This is a genomic window from Pseudomonas sp. LBUM1661 (genome assembly GCF_059695925.1).
In genome coordinates this window covers 4,162,221-4,181,444 of record NZ_CP166794.1, presented here as the reverse complement: position 1 = coordinate 4,181,444, position 19,224 = coordinate 4,162,221, and the positions used below count along the sequence as shown (strand labels likewise).

At 60.3% G+C, this 19,224-nt stretch carries 15 protein-coding genes; 10 read left to right on the top strand and 5 right to left on the bottom strand.

Features of this window, described 5'->3' with window-relative positions; all coding sequences use genetic code 11:
- Positions 1-164 precede the first annotated feature (164 nt).
- The 3 genes from ACA057_RS19135 to ACA057_RS19125 all read left to right on the top strand — a co-directional run bounded on the left by ACA057_RS19135 (position 165) and on the right by ACA057_RS19125 (position 5,925).
- A complete protein-coding gene (locus ACA057_RS19135; protein WP_497341359.1) occupies positions 165-2,750 on the top strand; it encodes a bifunctional diguanylate cyclase/phosphodiesterase in 2,586 nt (861 codons plus the stop codon).
- A 140-nt stretch (positions 2,751-2,890) separates the two neighbouring features.
- Positions 2,891-4,108 (top strand): YbfB/YjiJ family MFS transporter, encoded by a 1,218-nt coding sequence (locus ACA057_RS19130; protein WP_497341357.1) that lies wholly within the window; start codon positions 2,891-2,893, stop codon positions 4,106-4,108.
- 572 nt (positions 4,109-4,680) lie between these two features.
- Entirely contained in the window at positions 4,681-5,925 is a 1,245-nt protein-coding gene (locus ACA057_RS19125; RefSeq protein WP_497341355.1) for an MFS transporter, read from the top strand.
- Here the strand turns inward: ACA057_RS19125 and ACA057_RS19120 are convergent.
- Positions 5,845-6,756, bottom strand: coding sequence for a LysR substrate-binding domain-containing protein (locus tag ACA057_RS19120; RefSeq protein WP_497341353.1), 912 nt, complete (start codon positions 6,754-6,756; stop codon positions 5,845-5,847). The two genes, ACA057_RS19125 and ACA057_RS19120, sit on opposite strands and share 81 nt — an antisense overlap.
- Positions 6,757-7,015: 259 nt before the next feature.
- Here ACA057_RS19120 and ACA057_RS19115 point away from each other — a divergent pair, with 259 nt between their 5' ends.
- The 4 genes from ACA057_RS19115 to ACA057_RS19100 are packed head-to-tail and all read left to right on the top strand — an operon-like array spanning position 7,016 to position 10,634.
- A complete protein-coding gene (locus ACA057_RS19115) occupies positions 7,016-7,330 on the top strand; it encodes a DUF485 domain-containing protein (RefSeq protein ID WP_497341351.1) in 315 nt (104 codons plus the stop codon).
- Positions 7,327-9,000 (top strand): cation/acetate symporter ActP, encoded by a 1,674-nt coding sequence (gene actP / locus ACA057_RS19110; protein WP_497341349.1) that lies wholly within the window; start codon positions 7,327-7,329, stop codon positions 8,998-9,000. Before ACA057_RS19115 ends, actP begins: the two co-directional genes overlap by 4 nt.
- Positions 9,001-9,060: 60 nt before the next feature.
- The gene (locus ACA057_RS19105) at positions 9,061-9,615 is read left to right on the top strand and encodes a cytochrome b (RefSeq protein WP_497341347.1); all 555 of its coding nucleotides are present in this window, start codon (positions 9,061-9,063) and stop codon (positions 9,613-9,615) included.
- A 2-nt stretch (positions 9,616-9,617) separates the two neighbouring features.
- Positions 9,618-10,634, top strand: coding sequence for an NAD(P)H-dependent flavin oxidoreductase (locus tag ACA057_RS19100; protein ID WP_497341345.1), 1,017 nt, complete (start codon positions 9,618-9,620; stop codon positions 10,632-10,634).
- A gap of 84 nt (positions 10,635-10,718) precedes the next feature.
- On the opposite strand, the gene ACA057_RS19095 is transcribed toward ACA057_RS19100, so the two are convergent.
- Positions 10,719-11,612, bottom strand: coding sequence for a LysR family transcriptional regulator (locus ACA057_RS19095; RefSeq protein WP_497341343.1), 894 nt, complete (start codon positions 11,610-11,612; stop codon positions 10,719-10,721).
- Positions 11,613-11,617: 5 nt separating this feature from the next.
- Here ACA057_RS19095 and ACA057_RS19090 point away from each other — a divergent pair, with 5 nt between their 5' ends.
- Positions 11,618-12,436, top strand: a complete 819-nt coding sequence (locus ACA057_RS19090) for an MOSC domain-containing protein (protein WP_497341341.1) — start codon at positions 11,618-11,620, stop codon at positions 12,434-12,436.
- Positions 12,437-12,470: 34 nt separating this feature from the next.
- Positions 12,471-13,520: an NAD(P)H-dependent flavin oxidoreductase gene (locus tag ACA057_RS19085; protein WP_497341339.1), complete on the top strand. Its 1,050-nt coding sequence runs from the start codon at positions 12,471-12,473 to the stop codon at positions 13,518-13,520.
- A gap of 49 nt (positions 13,521-13,569) precedes the next feature.
- On the opposite strand, the gene ACA057_RS19080 is transcribed toward ACA057_RS19085, so the two are convergent.
- The 3 genes from ACA057_RS19080 to ACA057_RS19070 all read right to left on the bottom strand — a co-directional run bounded on the left by ACA057_RS19080 (position 13,570) and on the right by ACA057_RS19070 (position 17,890).
- The gene (locus tag ACA057_RS19080; protein ID WP_497341337.1) at positions 13,570-15,150 is read right to left on the bottom strand and encodes an aldehyde dehydrogenase (NADP(+)); all 1,581 of its coding nucleotides are present in this window, start codon (positions 15,148-15,150) and stop codon (positions 13,570-13,572) included.
- A gap of 72 nt (positions 15,151-15,222) precedes the next feature.
- Positions 15,223-16,770 (bottom strand): UxaA family hydrolase, encoded by a 1,548-nt coding sequence (locus tag ACA057_RS19075; RefSeq protein ID WP_497341335.1) that lies wholly within the window; start codon positions 16,768-16,770, stop codon positions 15,223-15,225.
- 166 nt (positions 16,771-16,936) lie between these two features.
- Positions 16,937-17,890 carry a LysR family transcriptional regulator gene (locus ACA057_RS19070; RefSeq protein ID WP_497341333.1) on the bottom strand — a complete coding sequence of 318 codons (954 nt, stop codon included), beginning with the start codon at positions 17,888-17,890 and terminating at the stop codon, positions 16,937-16,939.
- A gap of 120 nt (positions 17,891-18,010) precedes the next feature.
- Here ACA057_RS19070 and ACA057_RS19065 point away from each other — a divergent pair, with 120 nt between their 5' ends.
- Entirely contained in the window at positions 18,011-19,207 is a 1,197-nt protein-coding gene (locus tag ACA057_RS19065) for a fumarylacetoacetate hydrolase family protein (protein ID WP_497341331.1), read from the top strand.
- Positions 19,208-19,224: the final 17 nt, after the last annotated feature.

The window sequence follows — 19,224 nt, the reverse complement described above, 5'->3', positions numbered from 1 at the left end:
TCACCGGCCCCTGATCTGCCTGAGCCTGTCAGGGGCCGGCGTTGTGCGAGGTGGGCGCCGCTGGTGGCGGATGGGGCGGGGCGACGTATGGGCGCTCACATTTCAGCGGTGGCAGCCGATAGCGTGATATGCAGCCGACCTGCCTTAACGACCCGCGGGAACCTATGCCGAACAACTTCCCACCAATCGTCTCCTCTCAGTCCAATCGCTCAAGCGTGGCGTTGACACGTGCCTCTCTGTTCAAGTTTGTGGGGCTCTTGGCCGGCGTCTTTTTACTCGCGAGCTATTCACTGATTTATCTTGCGCAGGATCTCGACCGTACGGAGGAGCTCGAAAGTGCCTTTTATACGAAGAAGGCCGTGCAAGCGCTGGAAAAATCGCTGCGTTCGACAGCCAAGGATTACGCGTTTTGGGGCGATGCCTACAAACACTTGCATGCTGAAGTCGACACTGACTGGGCCTACGTACGCCAAAACATCGGGCCAACGCTTTACACGGATTTTGGCTTCCAGGGACTGTTTGTCGTCAACGACGTCAATCGCACTGTTTACTCTGTGGTCAACGGTGAACTCAAATCCGTTGAAGTGGAGAAATGGCTAGGGCAGTCCATCGCCGCGATTCTTGAACAGGCTCGTGCAGGCGCAGAAACGGAAACGCCAGTAAGCGCTTTCATTGACGTTGGCGGCACACCCGCCCTCGTCACGGCAGCGGCGATTACGCCGGGCACTGACCCGACCGTGGTGCCTGATGACCGGTCGTCGTCGGTATTGATTTTCGTCGACCTTTTGGACAGCGCCAAACTCGAGGTGATAGGCAAGGATTACGGGATCAATGGCCTGCACCTCGCGACGTCCGACGATGTTGGCAAAACGTCTGTCTTTCCCTTGGGCGAGAACGGTGCCGGGGGCAGTTTGCACTGGAACCCACCCACGCCGGGCCTGCGATTATTGGGGCTGGGGTTGCCGTGGATCGGCCTCGCCGCGCTGTTGGTGTACCTGATGACATGGGTCATCCTGCGCCGCACGACCTCGGGTGCGCGGGCGCTTGACGCCAGCTATGCATCGCTGCAGAGCAGTCAGAGCGCGCTCGCCACCAGTGAAGCGCGCTTTCGCGATGTCGTTGAAGCCAGCTCGGACTGGGTATGGGAAATAGACGCTGACTGGCGTTTCACCTATCTGTCCGAGCGATTTGAGGCGGTAACGGGACTCTCCAGGGACGCTTGGGTAGGGGCGGCGATGAATGATCTGCTGCGCACTGAGTCAGGCACGGTATCGGGGTGGCTCACTGTGCCGAATCGGCGCCCGGATATCAGCGTTCAGTGCCGCTACGTCGATCATCAAGGCCAAGAGCGAATCACGCGTCTGTCGGCGCGAGCAATGACCTGTGGAGGCTTTCGCGGGACTGCAACCGACGTCACCGAAGAAGTCGAAGCCCGTCGGCGCATCGAATTTCTCTCTCAGCATGACGCCCTGACCGGGTTGCCCAACAGGACACGGCTGCAGGAGTTTCTCGACGGTAAACTCAAGGCTCTGCCAACGGTGGAACAACCGTTAGTCATGCTCAGCCTGGACCTTGACCGATTTAAACCGGTGAATGACCTGCTTGGGCATGCGGCCGGTGATCGGGTGCTTAACGAGGTGTCGAGCCGCCTGGCGGCCTGCGTTCGCCACGGGGATCTGGTTGCCCGAATCGGCGGGGATGAGTTTGTACTCATCCTCACCGATGTGAGCTCCCAGGACGAAGTCGAGGCGCTCTGCCACCGGTTGATCGCGTCCATCGAGCAGCCCGTACAGATTGATGAACAGGAAGTGTTTGTCAGTGCCAGTATCGGCATCGCGATGGCGCCCAATGACGCTTGCGAGGCGACCGAGTTGCTTCGCTATGCGGACATCGCGCTGTACGAGGCCAAGGCCGGAGGTCGTAACACCTGGCGCTTCTACGCCGGCGATATGAACGCGAAGATCATTGAACGCCGCCGGTTGGAAAGCGACTTGCGTTTCGCGATCAACCACGGAGAGCTGCGACTGCATTTCCAGCCACGCTATCGCATTGCCGACGGCCAGATGGTCGGTGCCGAAGCGTTGGTGCGGTGGCAACATCCTGAGCGTGGTTTGATATCACCCGACACCTTTATCCCCATCGCGGAAGAAAGCGGGCTGATTCTTTCCTTGAGCAACTGGGTCATCGACACTGCTTGCAAATGCGCAGCCGGGTGGCCAGACAGTCTCTTCGTGTCGGTCAACCTCTCGCCCAGCGAATTCAAGCGAGGCAATCTGGTTGAGCGAGTCCAGACAATACTCCTCGACTCTGGTATCGATCCTGCCCGGGTAGAGCTGGAGATTACTGAAAGCGTCATGCTCGAAGACGCCGAAGGCGCGCTTGAGATCATGCATACGCTCAAACGCCTCGGCGTGCGCATTGCCATGGACGACTTTGGTACCGGATATTCTTCGCTGAGTTACCTGCGCACCTTCCCATTCGATGGCCTGAAGATAGACCGCAGCTTTTTAAACCGGCTGGGTGAAAGCGACGATGACAAGTCCATCATCCAGGCGATCGTGGGCTTGGGCCGCGCGTTATCACTGACCGTTACCGCAGAAGGCATTGAAACAGCCGAGCATTTAAAACTGTTGAAAGCCGTATCGTGCGACGAAGGCCAGGGCTATTTCTTGAGCCGACCGCTTGAAACGTCCGTGTTCAATGCGTTGGTGGGCGTCAGATCAGGCAAGAGCACCCGAATCAACGTTTAAGTGAACGCGCAGGGCTCCTGGAGTAGACCAGGGGCCTACAGGTATCTCAATTAAAGATAACCCCGATCGTATTAATGCGCTTCTTAAGATATAGGCGCGCGCGTAATGTCTGCCCTGTCTGAAGAACAGAAGGGCAGATGATGACCAGGGTGAATCAAACAATCGCCGGTGCGCAGCCGACAGTGCGGCCAACCAGCGCCGGGTGGGCAACGGTGGCCGGATTTGCTGCAAGCCTGGTCGGCATCGGCCTGGCCCGGTTTGCTTATACGCCGCTGCTGCCGGCGATTATCGGCGCCCACTGGTTTGACCCTTCCAAGGCGGCCTACCTCGGCGCCGCCAACCTGGCCGGGTACCTGGCCGGCGCCATTTTCGGTCGCTCGATGGCGGCGAAAACTTCAACCGTGTTCATGCTCAGGGCCATGATGCTGCTGGCCAGTCTCGCGTTTTTCGCTCGTGCCTGGCCTGTTTCGTTCGCGTGGTTCTTCGCCTGGCGCTTCCTGTCGGGAACCTCGGGTGGGGCGCTGATGGTGTTGGCTGCCCCGACTGTTTTGGCTCATGTTCCGCCGTCCCGGCGCGGGTTGGTCGCCGGGATTATTTTCATGGGCGTGGGGGTGGGCATTGCCGCCTCTGGAACGCTGGTGCCGCTCTTGCTGCAACAGGGCCTCGGCGAAACCTGGGTGGGTCTTGGGGTGATTTCCCTGGTGCTGACCGCGATTGCCTGGCGGGGATGGCCGCGAGGGGATGCACCGGTGGCCAACGCCACGCACACCCGGCGCGCTGCGCCCAACGGCACACTCAAAGCGCTGTATGTCGAGTACGCGCTCAACGCCGCCGGTTGGGTGCCGCACATGATTTTTCTCGTGGATTTCGTCGCGCGGGGCCGGGGCGAAGGCCTTCAAGTGGGGGCGCAGTATTGGGTGCTTTTCGGCCTCGGTGCGACCGTTGGCCCACTGCTTGTGGGTGTCGTGGCTGACCGGATTGGATTTGGTCGCGCCTTGCGGCTGTCGTTCCTCGTCGAAGCCTTCAGTGTCGCAGTGCCCGCCCTCGGGCTCGGGACCGTCTGGCTGATGATATCCAGCGTCATCGTCGGGGCGTTTGTCACGGGTACCGTGCCGCTGGTGCTGGGGCGGGTGCATGAGATTCTCGCCCATCATCCCGCGCAGCAGAGTTCGGCCTGGCAAACAGCCACGGTGGGTTTTGCGTTGTTTCAGGCGGTGGCCGCTTATGGGTTGTCGTTCCTGTTTTCTTACAGCGATGGGAACTACGCCTTGCTCTTCATGATTGGCACGTCGGCGATGGTGATTGCGTTTGTGATTGATGTGGTGGCGGTCGCGAAAAAACGCCACCCATTGTCGTGATGCGGGCGGGAGCAGGGCAGGGGCTTGATTGGGGGCATATCCGTTTTTTTGGTTGTGGCGGGTATTGGTTTCGCCCTTACGGCGAGTGATCGTTCCCACGCTCCGCGTGCGCAGGAGTCAGGTCATGCGTCGACAGCGCGACGCGGAGCGTCCCCGGCGGCAATCCCACGCGGAGCGTGGGAACGATCATGTGCGGGCGAGCCTGATCGCGATGCTGTTGATCTTGCCGTTGCCGTTGCCGTTGCTTTGCTTTGTTTTGGCTTCAGATCTGCCGCCCCTTTCCCAGAGGCCGAACGCAGGCGTTGCGCAGGGGGCAACCCGGCATGGATGCCGGGTTAGCCGCCCCCGGCCATGGATGGCCGATGGCGGCGGGCCCCCGGAGCAATGCCGGAGTGAGGGCATGCCGAGCCTAAGCGAGGCACCGAATGGCGGGGCAAAAGCGTTTGGTTACTTTGCGCTTTTCAAAGTGACTCGCCGTAAGGGCGAAACCAATACCCGCCACAACCAAAAAAACGGATATGCCCCCAATCCAAAACTCCCTCGAGTAAACCACCACCGGAGCCGCTGACACCGTGAATTATTCCGATCGTAACCTGATGTATTGGCGCCGAAACCTGGCCGTCTGTGTCTTCGGTTCCTTCACCACGCTCGTCAGCCTGAGCATGTTGTTGCCGTTTCTACCGCTGTACGTCCAACAACTGGGCGTGACTGCCCAGGCGGACGTGGTGCAATGGTCGGCCGTGGCATTCGGCGCGACTTTTTTTGGTACGGCGATTACAGCGCCGCTCTGGGGGCGCCTGGCCGACCGTTATGGTCGTAAACCGATGTTGGTCAGGGCGGCCATCGGCATGGCCGTGGTGATGTCATTGATCGGGCTGGCCCGGGACGTGACCGACCTGGTCGCACTGCGCCTGATCGCCGGCCTCATCGGTGGCTACGCCTCCGCTTCCATCGTCATGATTGGCTCCCAGGTGCCGCGCGAAAGGGCCGGGTGGGCACTCGGCGTTTTGTCCACGGGCGCCTTGTCCGGCAACCTGATCGGGCCGCTGGTGGGTGGATTCCTGCCTGAGTTAGTCGGCATTCGAGGCACGTTTTTCGTGGGGGGCGGGATGATTGCGGTCGCCGCGCTGACCACAATCCTGTTCATTCGCGAGGACTTCGATCGTGTCGCGGATGCCAAGCAACGCGACCGGAAGACCCGGCCTGAAAGTGCTGACTCCAACTGGCCCATCATCGGCGCGCTGCTGATGACCGCGATGATGGTGCTGTTAGCCAATATGTCGATCGAGCCGATCATCACCGTCTACATCGGCGACCTCGGTGTCGCGTCTGACAGTCAGGCGCGTATCGCCGGCATTGTCATGGCCTGTTCAGCGTTGGGCAGTATTTTGACCGCCGCCAAACTGGGTGCGTTGGCAGACCGGGTTGGCAGCTGGAACGTTATTGTCGGGTGTCTGCTGCTGACCGCTGTCGTCATGGTGCCCCAGGCGTTCGTCACGCAATGGTGGCAACTGGCGGTGTTGCGCGGGCTCATGGGCATGACCATTGCGGGGCTTCTGCCATCGATTGCCAAGCTGATCCGGCATTCGGTCGAGGATCACAACACCGGCAAAATTCTCGGCTACCTGCAATCGGCACAGTTCTCCGGACAGGTCATCGGGCCACTGATCGGTGGCCAGATCGGTGCTCATCTGGGCTTGCATCACGTGTTCCTGGTGACAGCAGTTTTGTTGGTGCTATGCGCCGGCATGAACGGCTGGGTGAGGAATCGCTACCTGGGCGTCACCGTCCAGACGAACGCTGTCGAGAAAGGTTGATAACGCGCTGGAAAAGTAGCCATCGATGCGCCTGACAAACACCGTCTCGACGTCGGCGATTTCAGGCGCCAGTTCATGCACGTTGACCAGCCCTTCGCGCAATGCGCTCGCCACCACACCTCTGGGCAACAGCGTGACCCCGACGCCAGCGGAAACGCAGGCAATGATCGCTTCGATCGAGCCAAATTCCAGGGGCTCGGGCGCGACGATGCCCAGGTTGGCCAGCAGCGAATCCAGACGCTGGCGGTAGGAGCAACCGATGCGAAAGACCACCGTTTTCAGCGTGTCGACCGACGCGACTGCGTCGAGGCTGTGTATGGCGCAAGACGTGACCAGCACCAGCTCTTCGCGAAAGGCTTGCTCACTCTGCAATTCCGGATGATTGACCGGGCCGACGACAAACGCGCCCTCAAGCTTACTGTCGATGACGCCCTGGATCAGGCTGCAGGTGGTGCCGGTGCGAATCACCGGGCGAACGTCCGGGTAGGCCTTGGCAAACTTCGCGATCAGCCGTGGCAAACGCAGCGCCAGCGTCGTCTCCAGCGTACCGATTTCAAACACACCTTTTGGATGCCCGTCGTCCCGCGCGGCGCAAGAGGCATCGGACAGCAGCCTGGAAAGACGCGCGGCGAACGGCAGAATCCGGCGCCCGGCCGCTGTGACCTGCACACCTCGGGCGCTGCGCTGAAACAGCGCCACCCCCAGCTCGTCTTCCAGCGAGCGAATCCTCGCGGAAACGTTCGACTGCACGGTATTCAACTCGCTGGCCGCCTTGTTCATGCTGCCATGCCGCGCCACCGCGTCGACCACCTTGAGATCCGTTACATCCATCGCGTTCACCTATCTCAGAAACCAATAACTGATGACAAAAAGTAGCTTTTAAGAGATTAGTTTTCATGGAGGGCAAAGACAAGTAAAGCGTGGATGGTTTCATCAAAAGAGATCACAAACATCATTAATGATCGTTTTACATGATCATAGGCCAGGCATAGGTTGAGGGTGCACAGACACCGCAGCCAGTGGCAAATCGAGTCTTCGAATTTGAGGCTGTGGAACAACAATAACGCGTCCACTGCAACACGGAGTCAACGTGAATCATGCATCCGAATCAGCCAGAATTCGCAATCACCCCCGGTATCGGGAGTTGGTCTCACGGCAGCGAAGATTCGTCGCTGGCCTTACCGCCGCCACCCTTGTCCCGTACTTCACGTTCATCCTCGTTGCCGCCTTCGCGCCCCAGCTCCTGGCTCAGAAGCTGTCGGCGACCAGCATCATCAACATAGGTTGGCCGCTGGGCGTCGCCTTCATTGTCGGCGCCTGGTTGTTTACCGGCCTGTACATCCTTCGTGCCAATGGTGAGTTCGATGACCTCACCGCCGAAATCCGCGCGGGGGTCATCGTATGAAACCGCTCCTTCGATACCTCATTGTTCCTGCTGTGTCGGGCGCAGTAACGACGTGCGCCTCGGCGGCCGAGGTCTTGCAGGCGGTGGAAAAGCAGCCGCTTAACCTCACCGCCATTGCAATGTTCCTGGTCTTCGTCCTGACAACGTTGGGCATCACCTATTGGGCCGCCTCAAAGACCAAATCGATGGACGATTTCTACACGGCCGGCGGCGGCATTACCGGCTTCCAGAACGGTTTGGCGTTGGCCGGGGACTACATGTCGGCGGCTGCGCTGCTGGGGGTCACCAGCATGTTCTTCTTCAACGGCTTCGATGGCTTGCTCTATTCGATCAGCTTCTTCGTCGCCTGGCCGCTGCTGCTGTTCCTGTTTGCCGAGCGCATCCGCAATCTTGGGCGTATCACCATTTCGGACATTGCCTCGTTTCGACTCGATCAAAATCGCATTCGAACGATGACAGCCTTCGGCTCGTTGACTGTGGTCTGCTTTTATCTGGTGGTGCAGATGGTGGGCGCGGGGCAGCTGATTCAACTGCTGTTCGGACTTCCCTACAATTATGCGGTGATCGCGGTCGGGCTATTGATGGCGGTCTACGTCACCTTTGGCGGGATGGTCGCTACCACGTGGGTGCAGATCATCAAGGCCGGTTTGCTGCTGTTGGGCGGAACGCTGCTGGCGATTCTGGCGCTGAGCAAGTTCGGGTTTTCCTTCGAGCAGTTGTTCACGCAAGCGGTGGCCGCACATCACGATGGCGAGCGAATCCTTTTGCCGAGCAAGTTGGTGGCCGACCCGCTGGCACTGATCTCGCTGTCACTTGGCCTGGTCTTCGGCACGGCAGGATTGCCGCATATCCTCATGCGCTTTTTTACCGTGCCGGACGCCAAACAGGCGCGTAAATCGGTGTTCGTCGCCACGGGCTTCATCGGCTTTTTCTACCTGATCGTAGCGATCCTTGGGTTGGCGGCGATCGTGATTGTCGGTCAAGACCCGGCCTTCTATGAGTCCGGCGTTGTCGGTGGAAAGCTCATCGGCGGCAGCAACATGCCGGTGATGCACCTGGCCAAAGCCGTCGGCGGTGACCTGCTGCTGGGCTTCATCTCCGCCGTCGCGTTTGCCACGATCCTGGCCGTGGTGTCCGGGCTCACCATGGCCGGGACTTCGGCGATCTCACATGACCTCTACGTCATGGTCTTGCGGAAAAACCGCGCCAATGCAAAAGAAGAGCGCCGTGTTTCGCGGATCGCTTCGGTCGGCATCGGCATTGTTGCGGTGGTCCTGGGTATTTTGTTCAAGGACCAGAACATCGCGTTCCTGGTGGCGCTGACGTTTGGCGTGGCGGCCTCGGTCAACTTTCCGATACTCGTGCTTTCGATGTACTGGAAAGGGCTGACCACGCGAGGCGCGTTGATCGGCGGTATCGCCGGGCTGGTGAGCTCGGTCAGCCTGGTCGTTCTCTCGCCGGCGGTGTGGGTCAAAGTGCTGGGAAATCCCGAGGCGATTTTCCCTTTTGACTACCCGGCAATCATTTCGATGAACGTGGCGTTCTTCTTCACCTGGCTCGGCTCGGTCACCGATCGCAGCGCCGGGGCAGTGCTTGAGCGCGAGCGTTTCGATGACCAGCTCATCCGCGCCCAGACCGGCCTTGGCGCCTCACAGGCTGTCAGTCATTAAGGCAGGCCACTGTCAGTCACTTCCTATCCCGTTTTGCGCGCTCTGCAAAAGGAGTCAGCCATGCAACTTCGAGACAATGGCTTAAGATTTTCACCCATCACCGTCGTGCTGCACTGGGTCGTGGCGTTGTCGCTGCTCGCGATCTTCGGCCTGCAACTGGTGATCGGCCAGGCGTCCAGCGATGTCGTGCGGATGCCTTACCTACACCTGCAAAACCTCATGGGGCTGATGCTGTTCCTGGTATCGGTCTATCGGTTCTGGGCCAGGATCACCTCTTACCATCCGCTGCCGGTGGGCACCCCCAATCCGATTGAAGTGATCATCAGTCGTTCCGTTGCGGTGGCGCTCGCGTTGGCGATGGTGCTGCTGCCGGTCGCGGTCTGGGCTTCGCGGTCGGCTGCCGGAGAGGTAGTGGGCTTGCCTGGAGGGTTTTACATTCCGGCGCTCTTGCCCATCCATGCAGGACTCAAGCACGTGGTCGATGTGCTCTTCGATATCGGCGCATCGGCATTCCTCGCCGGGCTGGCGTTGCATGTCTTCGGTGCGGTCAAGAATCACTTTCTCCTGAAGAACAACACGCTCAAGCGGATGCTTGGCAAACACGTGGAGCTGTGAGCATGAACGAAGCCAAATCAGATTTTGCGGGCAATGCCATCACGCAACTGTGCGGGGTGAAATACCCGATCTTTCTCGGTGGCATGGCGGCCATTTCCGGCCCCCAGCTGGTGGCGGCAGTCGCCAACGCCGGGGGCATGGGCGTGATTGGCGGCCTGCGCCTGCCGCCGCTGACCTTGCGCCGATGGATAGAGGAAACCCGCGCACAGACCGACAAGCCGTTTGGTGTGAACCTGGTGCCGCAGTTCGGCGGGCCGGATGTCTTTGAAGCGCAATTCCAGGTCGTCCTCAAGGAAAAACCCCGGCTGCTGTCACTGTTTTATGCCGAGGCTTATTCCGCCGACATGATTCCCCGGGCGAAAGACGCAGGGCTGACGGTCATGGTGCAAGCGGGGTCGGTGGAACTGGCCAGCATCGCCATCGCCCAAGGCGCTGACATTGTCGTGGCACAAGGCAGTGAAAGTGGCGGTCATTTGAACCGAGGCACGATTGGCATCATGCCGTTGTTGACGTCGATCCTGGCTGTTGCGCAGGGAAGACCGGTGCTGGCGGCTGGCGGTATCACTCACGGCGACGATGTCCGGGCATTGATGTCACTCGGCGCATCTGGGGTGGTGGTAGGCACGGCGTTTATTGCCACCGACGAGTCGAATGCGCATCCGCTGTACAAGCAAAAAATCGTCGAGGCGACCACGGATGACACCGAATACCGCACGGGTTACTCGTTCGGCTGGACCTACGGCACGCCGCACCGGGTGATCCCCAACCGTGACAAGTGGAACCTGCTGCGCTTCATCGGTGGCGGCGCGCGGGCGATCGATAAACCACGGATGGCCAAGAAGCTGTCGCTGTACGCGGGACAGGGGGTTGGCAAGATCCACAGTGTGGTTCCTGCGGCAGAGCGCGTGGCGGAACTGGTGCGTGGATTGTCGATGAGCGCCGGCGGGCAGGTCAGCGTCGAGCGCGCCGCGCGGGGCAGGTTCATGCTTGAGGAGAGAAGGTCGCTTGGCTGGCAGTAAGCGGCGCCATTGATCGTGAGATGAAAAAACGGCTCGGTGTGATTCACCGAGCCGTTTCTCGTGGCGATGCAGCCGTTACCGGAATCAGATCGGCAGACTCGCCGGCCGGGCAATCTGTTCTTGTGCCAAGCCGATGAACGCGCTCATGGCCGAGGTGATCATCGAGTCGTTTCTGCGGATGAAGACGGTCGAGACGTGAGCGAATTCGGCCGGCAGCGTGTGGCACCGAATGGCATGCCGCACGCTGCAATTCTCGGCGATGGCCTTGGGCAGCAAGGTCACGCCCATGCCGGCGGCGACGCACGACAAGATGCCGTCGAGGGTTCCCAGTTCCATGATCTGGTTGGGCACCAGCCCGACCTGATAGAACCAGTTTTCGAGTGTCGAGCGGTAGAAGCAGCCTGTGCGGAAGACCAGCACGGTTTGCTGGGGGATTTTCTCGATGAGCGCGGCGAGTGAATCGAAATGGTTGCTGCTGCAAAGCACCAGTTCTTCCTGGAACACTTCTTCCTGGGTCAACGCCGAGTTCTGGTGGAAGCCACCGACGAAGGCGCCGTCGAGTCGATGCGCTTCAATCGCCTTGATCAGCTCGGCGGTGGTTCCGGTCAGCAACGACAACTGAACCTCGGGGTATTTCTCGCGGTACTTCGTCAGGACTTGCGGCAAGCGAATGGCGGCCGTGGTTTCCATCGATCCCAGTCGCAGCAGGCCTGCCGGAACGCCGGTGTCCATCAAGGCACTGCGACTCTCGTCTGTCAGCTGCAGGATGCGCCGCGCATACCCGAGGAAGGTCTCGCCTGCCGAGGTCAGCACGACCCCGGATTTCTTGCGGATGAACAACTCGCGATTCAGCTCGGCTTCAAGCTCCTTCACCCGCATGGTGACGTTGGACTGCACCGTGTTCACATTAATGGCGGCTGCCGTGAAGCTGCCAAGTTCGGCAACCGCGCAGAAAATCTTCAGTTGGCGCATTTCCATGATCATTGCCACCTATCATAAAAAGTGATGAATCGCATCACGAGCCATCATTTTACGGGGTTGGTGGACGCTTAGTAAAGTCAACAAAACAGGTTGATGAGCGAAGTGGGACGATGACACTGATTGCAAAAATTGACCATGTCTTTGCCGGTGGATTGGGTGTCTTGAAACCCGAAGGACAACGTACGGGCATCTTCAAACGCAGAATTTCGGGTCCCGCTCGCGTTGACGTCAGTGGGATTGTCGGTGACCAGCATGGCGATACCCGGGTTCACGGCGGTCCGGAAAAGGCTGTTCATCACTATGCGGCAGAGAACTATCAGCGCCTGGCGCAGGCCTTTGCGCAATGCGCTGACGAGCTGATTCCAGGCAGCCTGGGCGAGAACATTTCAGCGTTCGAATTCACTGAGCTGAATGTGCATATCGGTGATGTATTTCAGGTTGGCAGCGCGGTGTTGCAGGTTTCTCAGCCGCGCAGCCCGTGCTGGAAAATCAATCATCGCTTTGATGCCGAAAGCCTGTCGATGCATGTCGCGAAGGAGCGAATCACCGGCTGGTATTACCGTGTCCTGCAGCCAGGTTTTATTGCCGCGGGGGACACGATTGAGCGGCTGGACCGGCACACCGAACGCTTCTCCATCGACCAGTTCTGGCAGGTGCAGTTGTCGCACCGGCCGGTGATCGACGATGTGCTCGCGCTGGCGGTAACCGAAGGCCTGGCCGAGGACTGGAAGCGGCGCTTGTCGGAACGGGCGAAGTGGCTGCAAAAGCGGCTTGAAGAAGCTTCCTGTCCGCCGAGAACGCCAAGGGATCAAGTGCAATAGCGTTTACTCACACTCATCACATTCAGGTGCTGTCATGTCCAATGCGTTGCTGTCTCTTTTGAACATCGAATTCCCTATCCTTCAATCGCCCATGGTCGGTGTTTCCACGCCCAAACTCGCGGCAGCGGTCTCCAATGCCGGCGGGCTGGGGGCCATTGGCATTGGCGCGAGCAACGTCGAGCAGGCGCGGGCCATGTTGCGAGAGACGGCGGCGCTGACAGACAAACCCTTCAATGTGAATGTGTTCTGCCACCCGCCTGCCGTTCATGACCGTGATCGCGAGGCGCAATGGCTGGATTTTCTGACGCCTTTTTTTGCCGAGTTCGGTGCCGCTGCGCCTGCTTCGTTGCGTGAGATCTACACCTCGTTCGTCGAAGACCCGGACATGCTGCAGATGCTGCTGGAAGAACGGCCAGCGGTGGTCAGCTTCCATTTTGGCTTGCCGCCGCAACCGGCAATCGATGCACTCAAGGCCGCCGGCATCATCCTGCTCTGTTCGGTGACGAACCTCGCCGAAGCGCAGTTGGCCGAACACGCCAGTGTGCATGCGCTGGTGGCGCAAGGTTACGAAGCCGGGGGCCATCGCGGGGTGTTCGATCCGCAACAGGACACAGAGATGGGCACGTTTGCGCTGGTGCGTGTGCTGGTCAGCGCGTGCACACTGCCGGTGATCGCGGCGGGCGGCCTCATGGATGGCGCGGGCATCAAGGCGGTCATGCAGCTGGGGGCCAGTGCGGCGCAGTTGGGAACCGCGTTTATCCTCTGCCCTGAATCCTCCGCCAACAGCGCCTATCGCGAGGCGTTGAAGGGGCCGCGTGCACACCAGACCAAGGTCACCCGCGTGATCTCCGGCCGGGCGGCTCGGGGCATGGTCAACCGCAACTTCACCAGCCTGGAGGCGGGCAGCACGGCGCTGCCAGACTACCCGCTGACCTACGACGCCAACAAAGCACTCAACGCTGCAGCAAACGCCAAAGCCAACACCGAGTTCGCCGTGCAGTGGGCCGGGCAGGGCGCGCCACTGGCCCGCGAAATGCCGGCAGCGGCGTTGGTGAATATGCTGGCCGCAGAAATCAAAGCCTGACCCTTGTAGGAGCGGGCAAGCCCGCTCCCACAGGGACCGTGGTCAGCTTTTAGAGCGCGTCGCGGGACGGTTGGCCGTCCACCAGGCGTTGGATGTTCAGTGGATTGGCGTTTTTCAACGGCTCCGGCAGCAGGTTGTCCGGATAGTTCTGGAAACACACCGGCCGCAGGAAGCGATCAATCGCCAGGGTGCCCACCGACGTACCGCGCGCATCGGATGTCGCCGGGTACGGCCCGCCGTGAACCATCGAATCGCAGACTTCCACGCCGGTCGGGTACCCATTGAGCAAGATCCGCCCAACCTTCTGTTCCAGCAACGCCGTCAGCTCAGCGAACTGCGCAAAGTCCGCCGACTCGCCAATGATCGTCGCCGTCAGCTGCCCGTGCAGGCCGTTCAACGCGGCACTGAGTTGCGCCTGATCCGCCACTTCGACAAACACCGTGGTCGGGCCAAACACTTCTTCTTGCAGCACTTCATCGCCCTTGATCAGCAGGCTGACATCCGCCTTGAACAGTTGCGGCTGAGCCTGATTGCCTTGTTGCGCTGCGCCAGCCAAATGCTCGATGCCAGGATGCGCCAGGAGCTTTTGCAAGCCTTTGCCATAGCTGCTCAACGTCCCGGCATTGAGCATGGTTTGCGCCGGTTGATCACCGATAAAGCCCGCCACCTGTTGCACGAACGCGCTGAACTGCGGTGAACGAATGCCGATGACCAGACCCGGGTTGGTGCAGAACTGACCGCAGCCCTGAACCACCGAAGCCGTCAGGTCACGAGCCACGCTTTCTGCCCGAGCTTCGAGCGCCTGCGGCAAGACGATCACCGGGTTGATGCTCGACATCTCGGCGAACACCGGGATTGGTTGCGGACGCGCCGCCGCCATGTCGCACAACGCGCGACCGCCCTTGAGCGAACCGGTGAAACCCACTGCCTGAATCGACGGATGCTTGACCAGCGCTTCGCCAACCCCGCCACCGTAGATCATGTTGAAGACACCGGCGGGCATGCCGGTTTTTTCGGCGGCGCGGATGATTGCATCGGCTACGTGTTCAGCCGTGGCCATGTGGCCGCTGTGGGCCTTGAACACCACCGGGCAGCCCGCCGCCAATGCCGAAGCGGTGTCGCCGCCAGCCGTCGAGAACGCCAGGGGAAAGTTGCTCGCGCCAAACACCGCAACCGGTCCGAGACCAATGCGGTACTGGCGCAGATCAGGACGCGGCAGCGGTTTGCGTTCCGGCAGTGCCTGATCAATCCGCGCCCCATAGAAATCACCGCGACGCAGCACCTTGGCGAACAGGCGCATCTGGCCGCTGGTGCGGCTACGCTCGCCTTGAATCCGTGCAGCGGGCAATGCGGTTTCGCGGCAGACCAGCGCCACAAAATCATCACCGAGCGCATCCAGTTCATCGGCGATGGCGTCGAGGAAATCGGCACGTTTGGCGGCGCTCAGGCTGCGGTAGGCTGGATAGGCGCCGGCGGCAGCCTTGGCCGCACGGTCGACCTCTTCAAGGGTGGCCTGATGGAAGCTGTAAGGCAGTTGATCGCCCGTGCTGGCATCGACGCTTTTGACGATGACAGTGCCGGCAGCGCTGCGCTGGCCGCCGATGTAGTTGTGGCCGGTAATCGTAGACATTTCTGGCTCCAGAAAGAGAGGTTCGCATCCCCTGTACGGGGATGTCGGGGGAGGTGAGGAGAGACCGTCGATTCAGGTGACAGCGCCGATCTGCCAGGGCACGAATTCGTTCTGGCCGTACCCGTGCTGTTCGCTCATGCTGCGTTCGCCCGAAGCGATGCGCAGCATGAGGTTGAAAATGGCTTCACCGCATTCTTCAATGGTCAGGGTGTCTTCGGCGATCTCGCCGCAGTTGATGTCCATGTCCTCGCGTTGGCGATTCCACAACGCGGTGTTGGTCGCCAATTTGATCGACGGGGAGGGCGCGCATCCGTAGGCAGAGCCGCGTCCGGTGGTGAAGGCGATCAGGTTGGCGCCACCGGCCACCTGGCCCGTGGCCGACACCGGGTCGTAGCCGGGCGTGTCCATGAACACCAGGCCTTTCGCGCTGACCTGCTGCGCATACTCATACACATCGACCAGGTTGCTGGAACCTGCCTTGGCAACCGCGCCCAGCGACTTTTCGAGGATGGTGGTCAAGCCACCGACCTTGTTACCGGCCGACGGGTTGTTGTTCAGTTCGGCGCCCATGCGTTCGCAATACGCTTCCCACCAGTGAATCCGTGCGACGAGTTTTTCGCCCACGGCGCGGTTGACGGCGCGGCGGGTCAACAGGTGTTCGGCACCATAGATTTCCGGCGTTTCCGAAAGGATTGCGGTACCACCGCAGGCGACCAGGCGGTCCACGGCATTCCCCAGCGCCGGGTTGGCGGTGATCCCGGAATAACCGTCCGAACCGCCGCATTGCAGGCCAATCACCAGATGCTTGGCACTCACCGGTACGCGTTTGACCTGGTTCGCCTCCTCAAGCAACGACTTGACCTGGGCGATGCCGCTGGCGACCGCTTTCGACGTGCCGCCGCTGTCCTGAATGCTGAAGGTGCGCAGGGTATTGCTGCGGCTCAGGCCCTGGCTGCTGAGCAGCCCTTCGATCTGGTTGGTTTCGCAGCCCAGTCCGATCACCAGCACGGCGGCGAAGTTGGCATGGGTGGCGTAGCCGGCCAATGTGCGACGCAGCAAACCCAGGCCTTCGCCGGCGGGGTCCACGGCGCAACCGGCGGAGTGGGTGAGGGCGACCACGCCATCGACTTCGGGGTACGCCAGTAGCGCGGCCGGGTTGATGTCGCGGCGAAAGTGGTCAGCGATGGCACGGGCCACGGTGGCCGAGCAATTCACAGAGGTCAGGATGCCGATGTAATTGCGCGTCGCCACACGACCATCCTGGCGCACGATGCCCATGAACACCGGTTCGTCGTTCAACGGCTGCTCAGGTTTCACATCGTGGCTGAAGGCGTAGTCGCGGGCGAAATCGCCCATGGTCAGGTTGTGCACATGCACGTGATCACCGGCCTCGATCACCTCGGTGGCAAACCCGATGATCTGCCCGTAACGACGCAAGGGCTGGCCCGCTTCAACACGGCGCGAGGCGATCTTGTGGCCGGCGGGGACGGGCTGGCGTACGGTCACGCCTTCCTGCTCGAGGACTTCACCCGACAACAACGGTCTGCGGGCGATCAACACATCGTCCAGAGGATTGAGGCGCAGGACGGCGGCTGCGCCGGTTTTCATGATCAATTCCATCGGAAACTCTCTGGCTGACAAGCGTGGGAGGTCGCTGGCACACGGGCCGCGCCATACCTTTGTGGCCCCACTATAAGAGCCCCCGGACGCTGATGCCTAATGAGACCTTTGGATTGATCGATAACCTTTCCTCATTGATTAGCCATTAACTCACTTGAAATGGTTGTCAAAGCGCTTCGCGCCGCAGCCTGGCGAACGCCAGCAGGATATCGGCAAATTCACGGGCCGCTTCGCTCAGGGGTTCGTCCTTGCGCGTGATGATGCCGTAGTCCTGAGGCTCGACCTTGAACGGCGTGTTGAGCACTTTGAGCAAGCCAATCTGGACCTGCGACTGGACCATGGATTCGGGCAGAAACGCGAGCATCGGTCCCGACTGCAGGAGTTGCAGGAAGGTTGGCATCGAGATGGTTTCAACGGTGTTGGTGGGCGTGCGCATGTTGAATTCGTTGAAGGCGCTTTCCATCCGCCGACGGATGGGCGCATTGAACGGGTACATGACCCACGGCCAATCGCTGAGTTGTTCGATCGCCACCTCGTCGAACTGCGCGAGGGGATGGCGGCTGTTGACCACCAAACAATACGGCTCGGGCCCCAGCGCACGAAATTCGAACGGTTGCTGATAACGCTCATCGGTGAAGCGGGCAATAATCAGATCGAGCTTTTTATGCTCAAGCATTTCCAGCAGTTGATTGCTGGTCTGCTCGATCACTTCGATGGACAACATCGGCCGGTCCAGCTTGATCCGGGTGATGGCTTCGGGCAGCACCACCGAGGTCGCGGCGAAGATCGCGCCGACCTTCAAATGACCATGGCCACCCTTGCGCAGCTTGTTCAGCTGATCAACGAAGGACTGCGTGTCGTCCAGCGTCACCCGCGCATAGCGGACGACAAACTCGCCCAGTTCGGTGAGGGCCATGTTGCGGGTTTGCCGTTCGAACAAGGGGAATCCGAACAACAACTCAATGTCGCGCAACATCTTGCTGATGGCGGGTTGGGTCAGGTTCATCAGCTCGGCGGTGGTGTGCATGTTGCGGGTTCGGGCCAGCGTATCGACCAGCATCAGGTGCTTGATCTTGAGCCACTTGCTGACACTGGCGAATGAAATCTCGTCGTTTTCCATGAGGCGCTCAATCTGGTTGATAACGAAACGATATCAAATGCTGAAAATATGTCATTGGGATTTATCAATCAAGTCCACTAGTTTTTGCCCGAACGTCACTGAATTGATTTGGATCTCCTTATGCCCACTCTGAAATTGACCTGTGAAAACACCCTCCCGAACGATGGCTTGCAAGGGACCCTGATCGGGCGTGCCTGGGTGCCGGGGAAAACCGCAGGCCCATCGCCGGTGGTGCTGCGCGCCGATGGCGTGTTTGATCTGTCCGAAGACTTCGCGACGTTGAGCGATCTGCTGGAAAGTGCATTGCCGCTGGAGGAGGTTCGCAACGCTCGCGGTCGCTACATCTGCACCACTGAAGCCCTGTTGGCCAACACCGGACCGGACTCCGATCCCGCCAAAGCGTACCTGCTGCCACCGGTTGACCTGCAAGTGATCAAGGCCGCTGGCGTGACCTTCGCCTCGAGCATGATCGAGCGCGTGATTGAAGAGCAGGCGGGTGGCGATGCGGTCAAGGCCGAGAGCGTGCGCAGCCTGGTCAAGTCGGCGATCGGCGACAACCTGAGCGCGATCAAACCCGGTTCGACCGAAGCGGCGCGGCTCAAGGCTGTGTTGATTGAGCAGGGTTTGTGGTCGCAGTACCTGGAAGTGGGCATCGGCCCTGATGCCGAGATTTTCACCAAGGCCCCGGTCCTCGCGTCCGTCGGCAGTGGAAATGAAGTGGGTATTCATCCGAAGTCGAAATGGAACAACCCCGAGCCGGAAATCGTCCTGGCGGTGAGCAGCCGTGGTCAGATTCACGGCGCAACCCTGGGTAATGACGTGAATTTGCGCGATTTCGAAGGCCGTAGCGCCTTGCTGCTGAGCAAGGCCAAGGACAACAACGCCTCGTGCTCGATCGGCCCGTTCATTCGCCTGTTCGACGAAAGCTTTTCCCTGGATGATGTGCGCCGCTGCGTGGTCGACCTGGACGTCGAAGGCGATGACGGTTTCGTCCTGCGTGGCAGCAGTTCGATGGAGAAGATCAGCCGCGATCCGCTGGAGTTGGTGGCCCAGACCGTGGGCAGCGATCACCAGTACCCGGACGGTTTCATGCTGTTCCTCGGCACGCTGTTCGCCCCGACGCAGGATCGTGAAGAGCCGGGCAGCGGCTTCACCCACAAACAAGGCGACAGCGTCAGCATCGGCAGCCCGCTGCTGGGCGCTCTGCACAACCGCGTCACCTACAGCAATGAAGCGACACCCTGGACGTTTGGCCTGCGGGCATTGATGGGCAACCTGGCCGCTCGCGGTCTGGTGGCCGGTAAATCTATCCGCTGATTGACCGGCCGGAGATT

Excerpts from the sequence above, each read along its gene's own strand:
- ACA057_RS19135 (WP_497341359.1), top strand. The coding sequence starts at position 165 with ATGCCGAACAACTTCCCACCAATCGTCTCCTCTCAGTCCAATCGCTCA.
- ACA057_RS19130 (WP_497341357.1), top strand. The coding sequence starts at position 2,891 with ATGACCAGGGTGAATCAAACAATCGCCGGTGCGCAGCCGACAGTGCGG.
- ACA057_RS19120 (WP_497341353.1), bottom strand. The coding sequence starts at position 6,756 with ATGGATGTAACGGATCTCAAGGTGGTCGACGCGGTGGCGCGGCATGGC.
- actP (WP_497341349.1), top strand. The coding sequence starts at position 7,327 with ATGAAACCGCTCCTTCGATACCTCATTGTTCCTGCTGTGTCGGGCGCA.
- ACA057_RS19105 (WP_497341347.1), top strand. The coding sequence starts at position 9,061 with ATGCAACTTCGAGACAATGGCTTAAGATTTTCACCCATCACCGTCGTG.
- ACA057_RS19100 (WP_497341345.1), top strand. The coding sequence starts at position 9,618 with ATGAACGAAGCCAAATCAGATTTTGCGGGCAATGCCATCACGCAACTG.
- ACA057_RS19095 (WP_497341343.1), bottom strand. The coding sequence starts at position 11,612 with ATGGAAATGCGCCAACTGAAGATTTTCTGCGCGGTTGCCGAACTTGGC.
- ACA057_RS19085 (WP_497341339.1), top strand. The coding sequence starts at position 12,471 with ATGTCCAATGCGTTGCTGTCTCTTTTGAACATCGAATTCCCTATCCTT.
- ACA057_RS19080 (WP_497341337.1), bottom strand. The coding sequence starts at position 15,150 with ATGTCTACGATTACCGGCCACAACTACATCGGCGGCCAGCGCAGCGCT.
- ACA057_RS19075 (WP_497341335.1), bottom strand. The coding sequence starts at position 16,770 with ATGGAATTGATCATGAAAACCGGCGCAGCCGCCGTCCTGCGCCTCAAT.
- ACA057_RS19070 (WP_497341333.1), bottom strand. The coding sequence starts at position 17,890 with ATGGAAAACGACGAGATTTCATTCGCCAGTGTCAGCAAGTGGCTCAAG.
- ACA057_RS19065 (WP_497341331.1), top strand. The coding sequence starts at position 18,011 with ATGCCCACTCTGAAATTGACCTGTGAAAACACCCTCCCGAACGATGGC.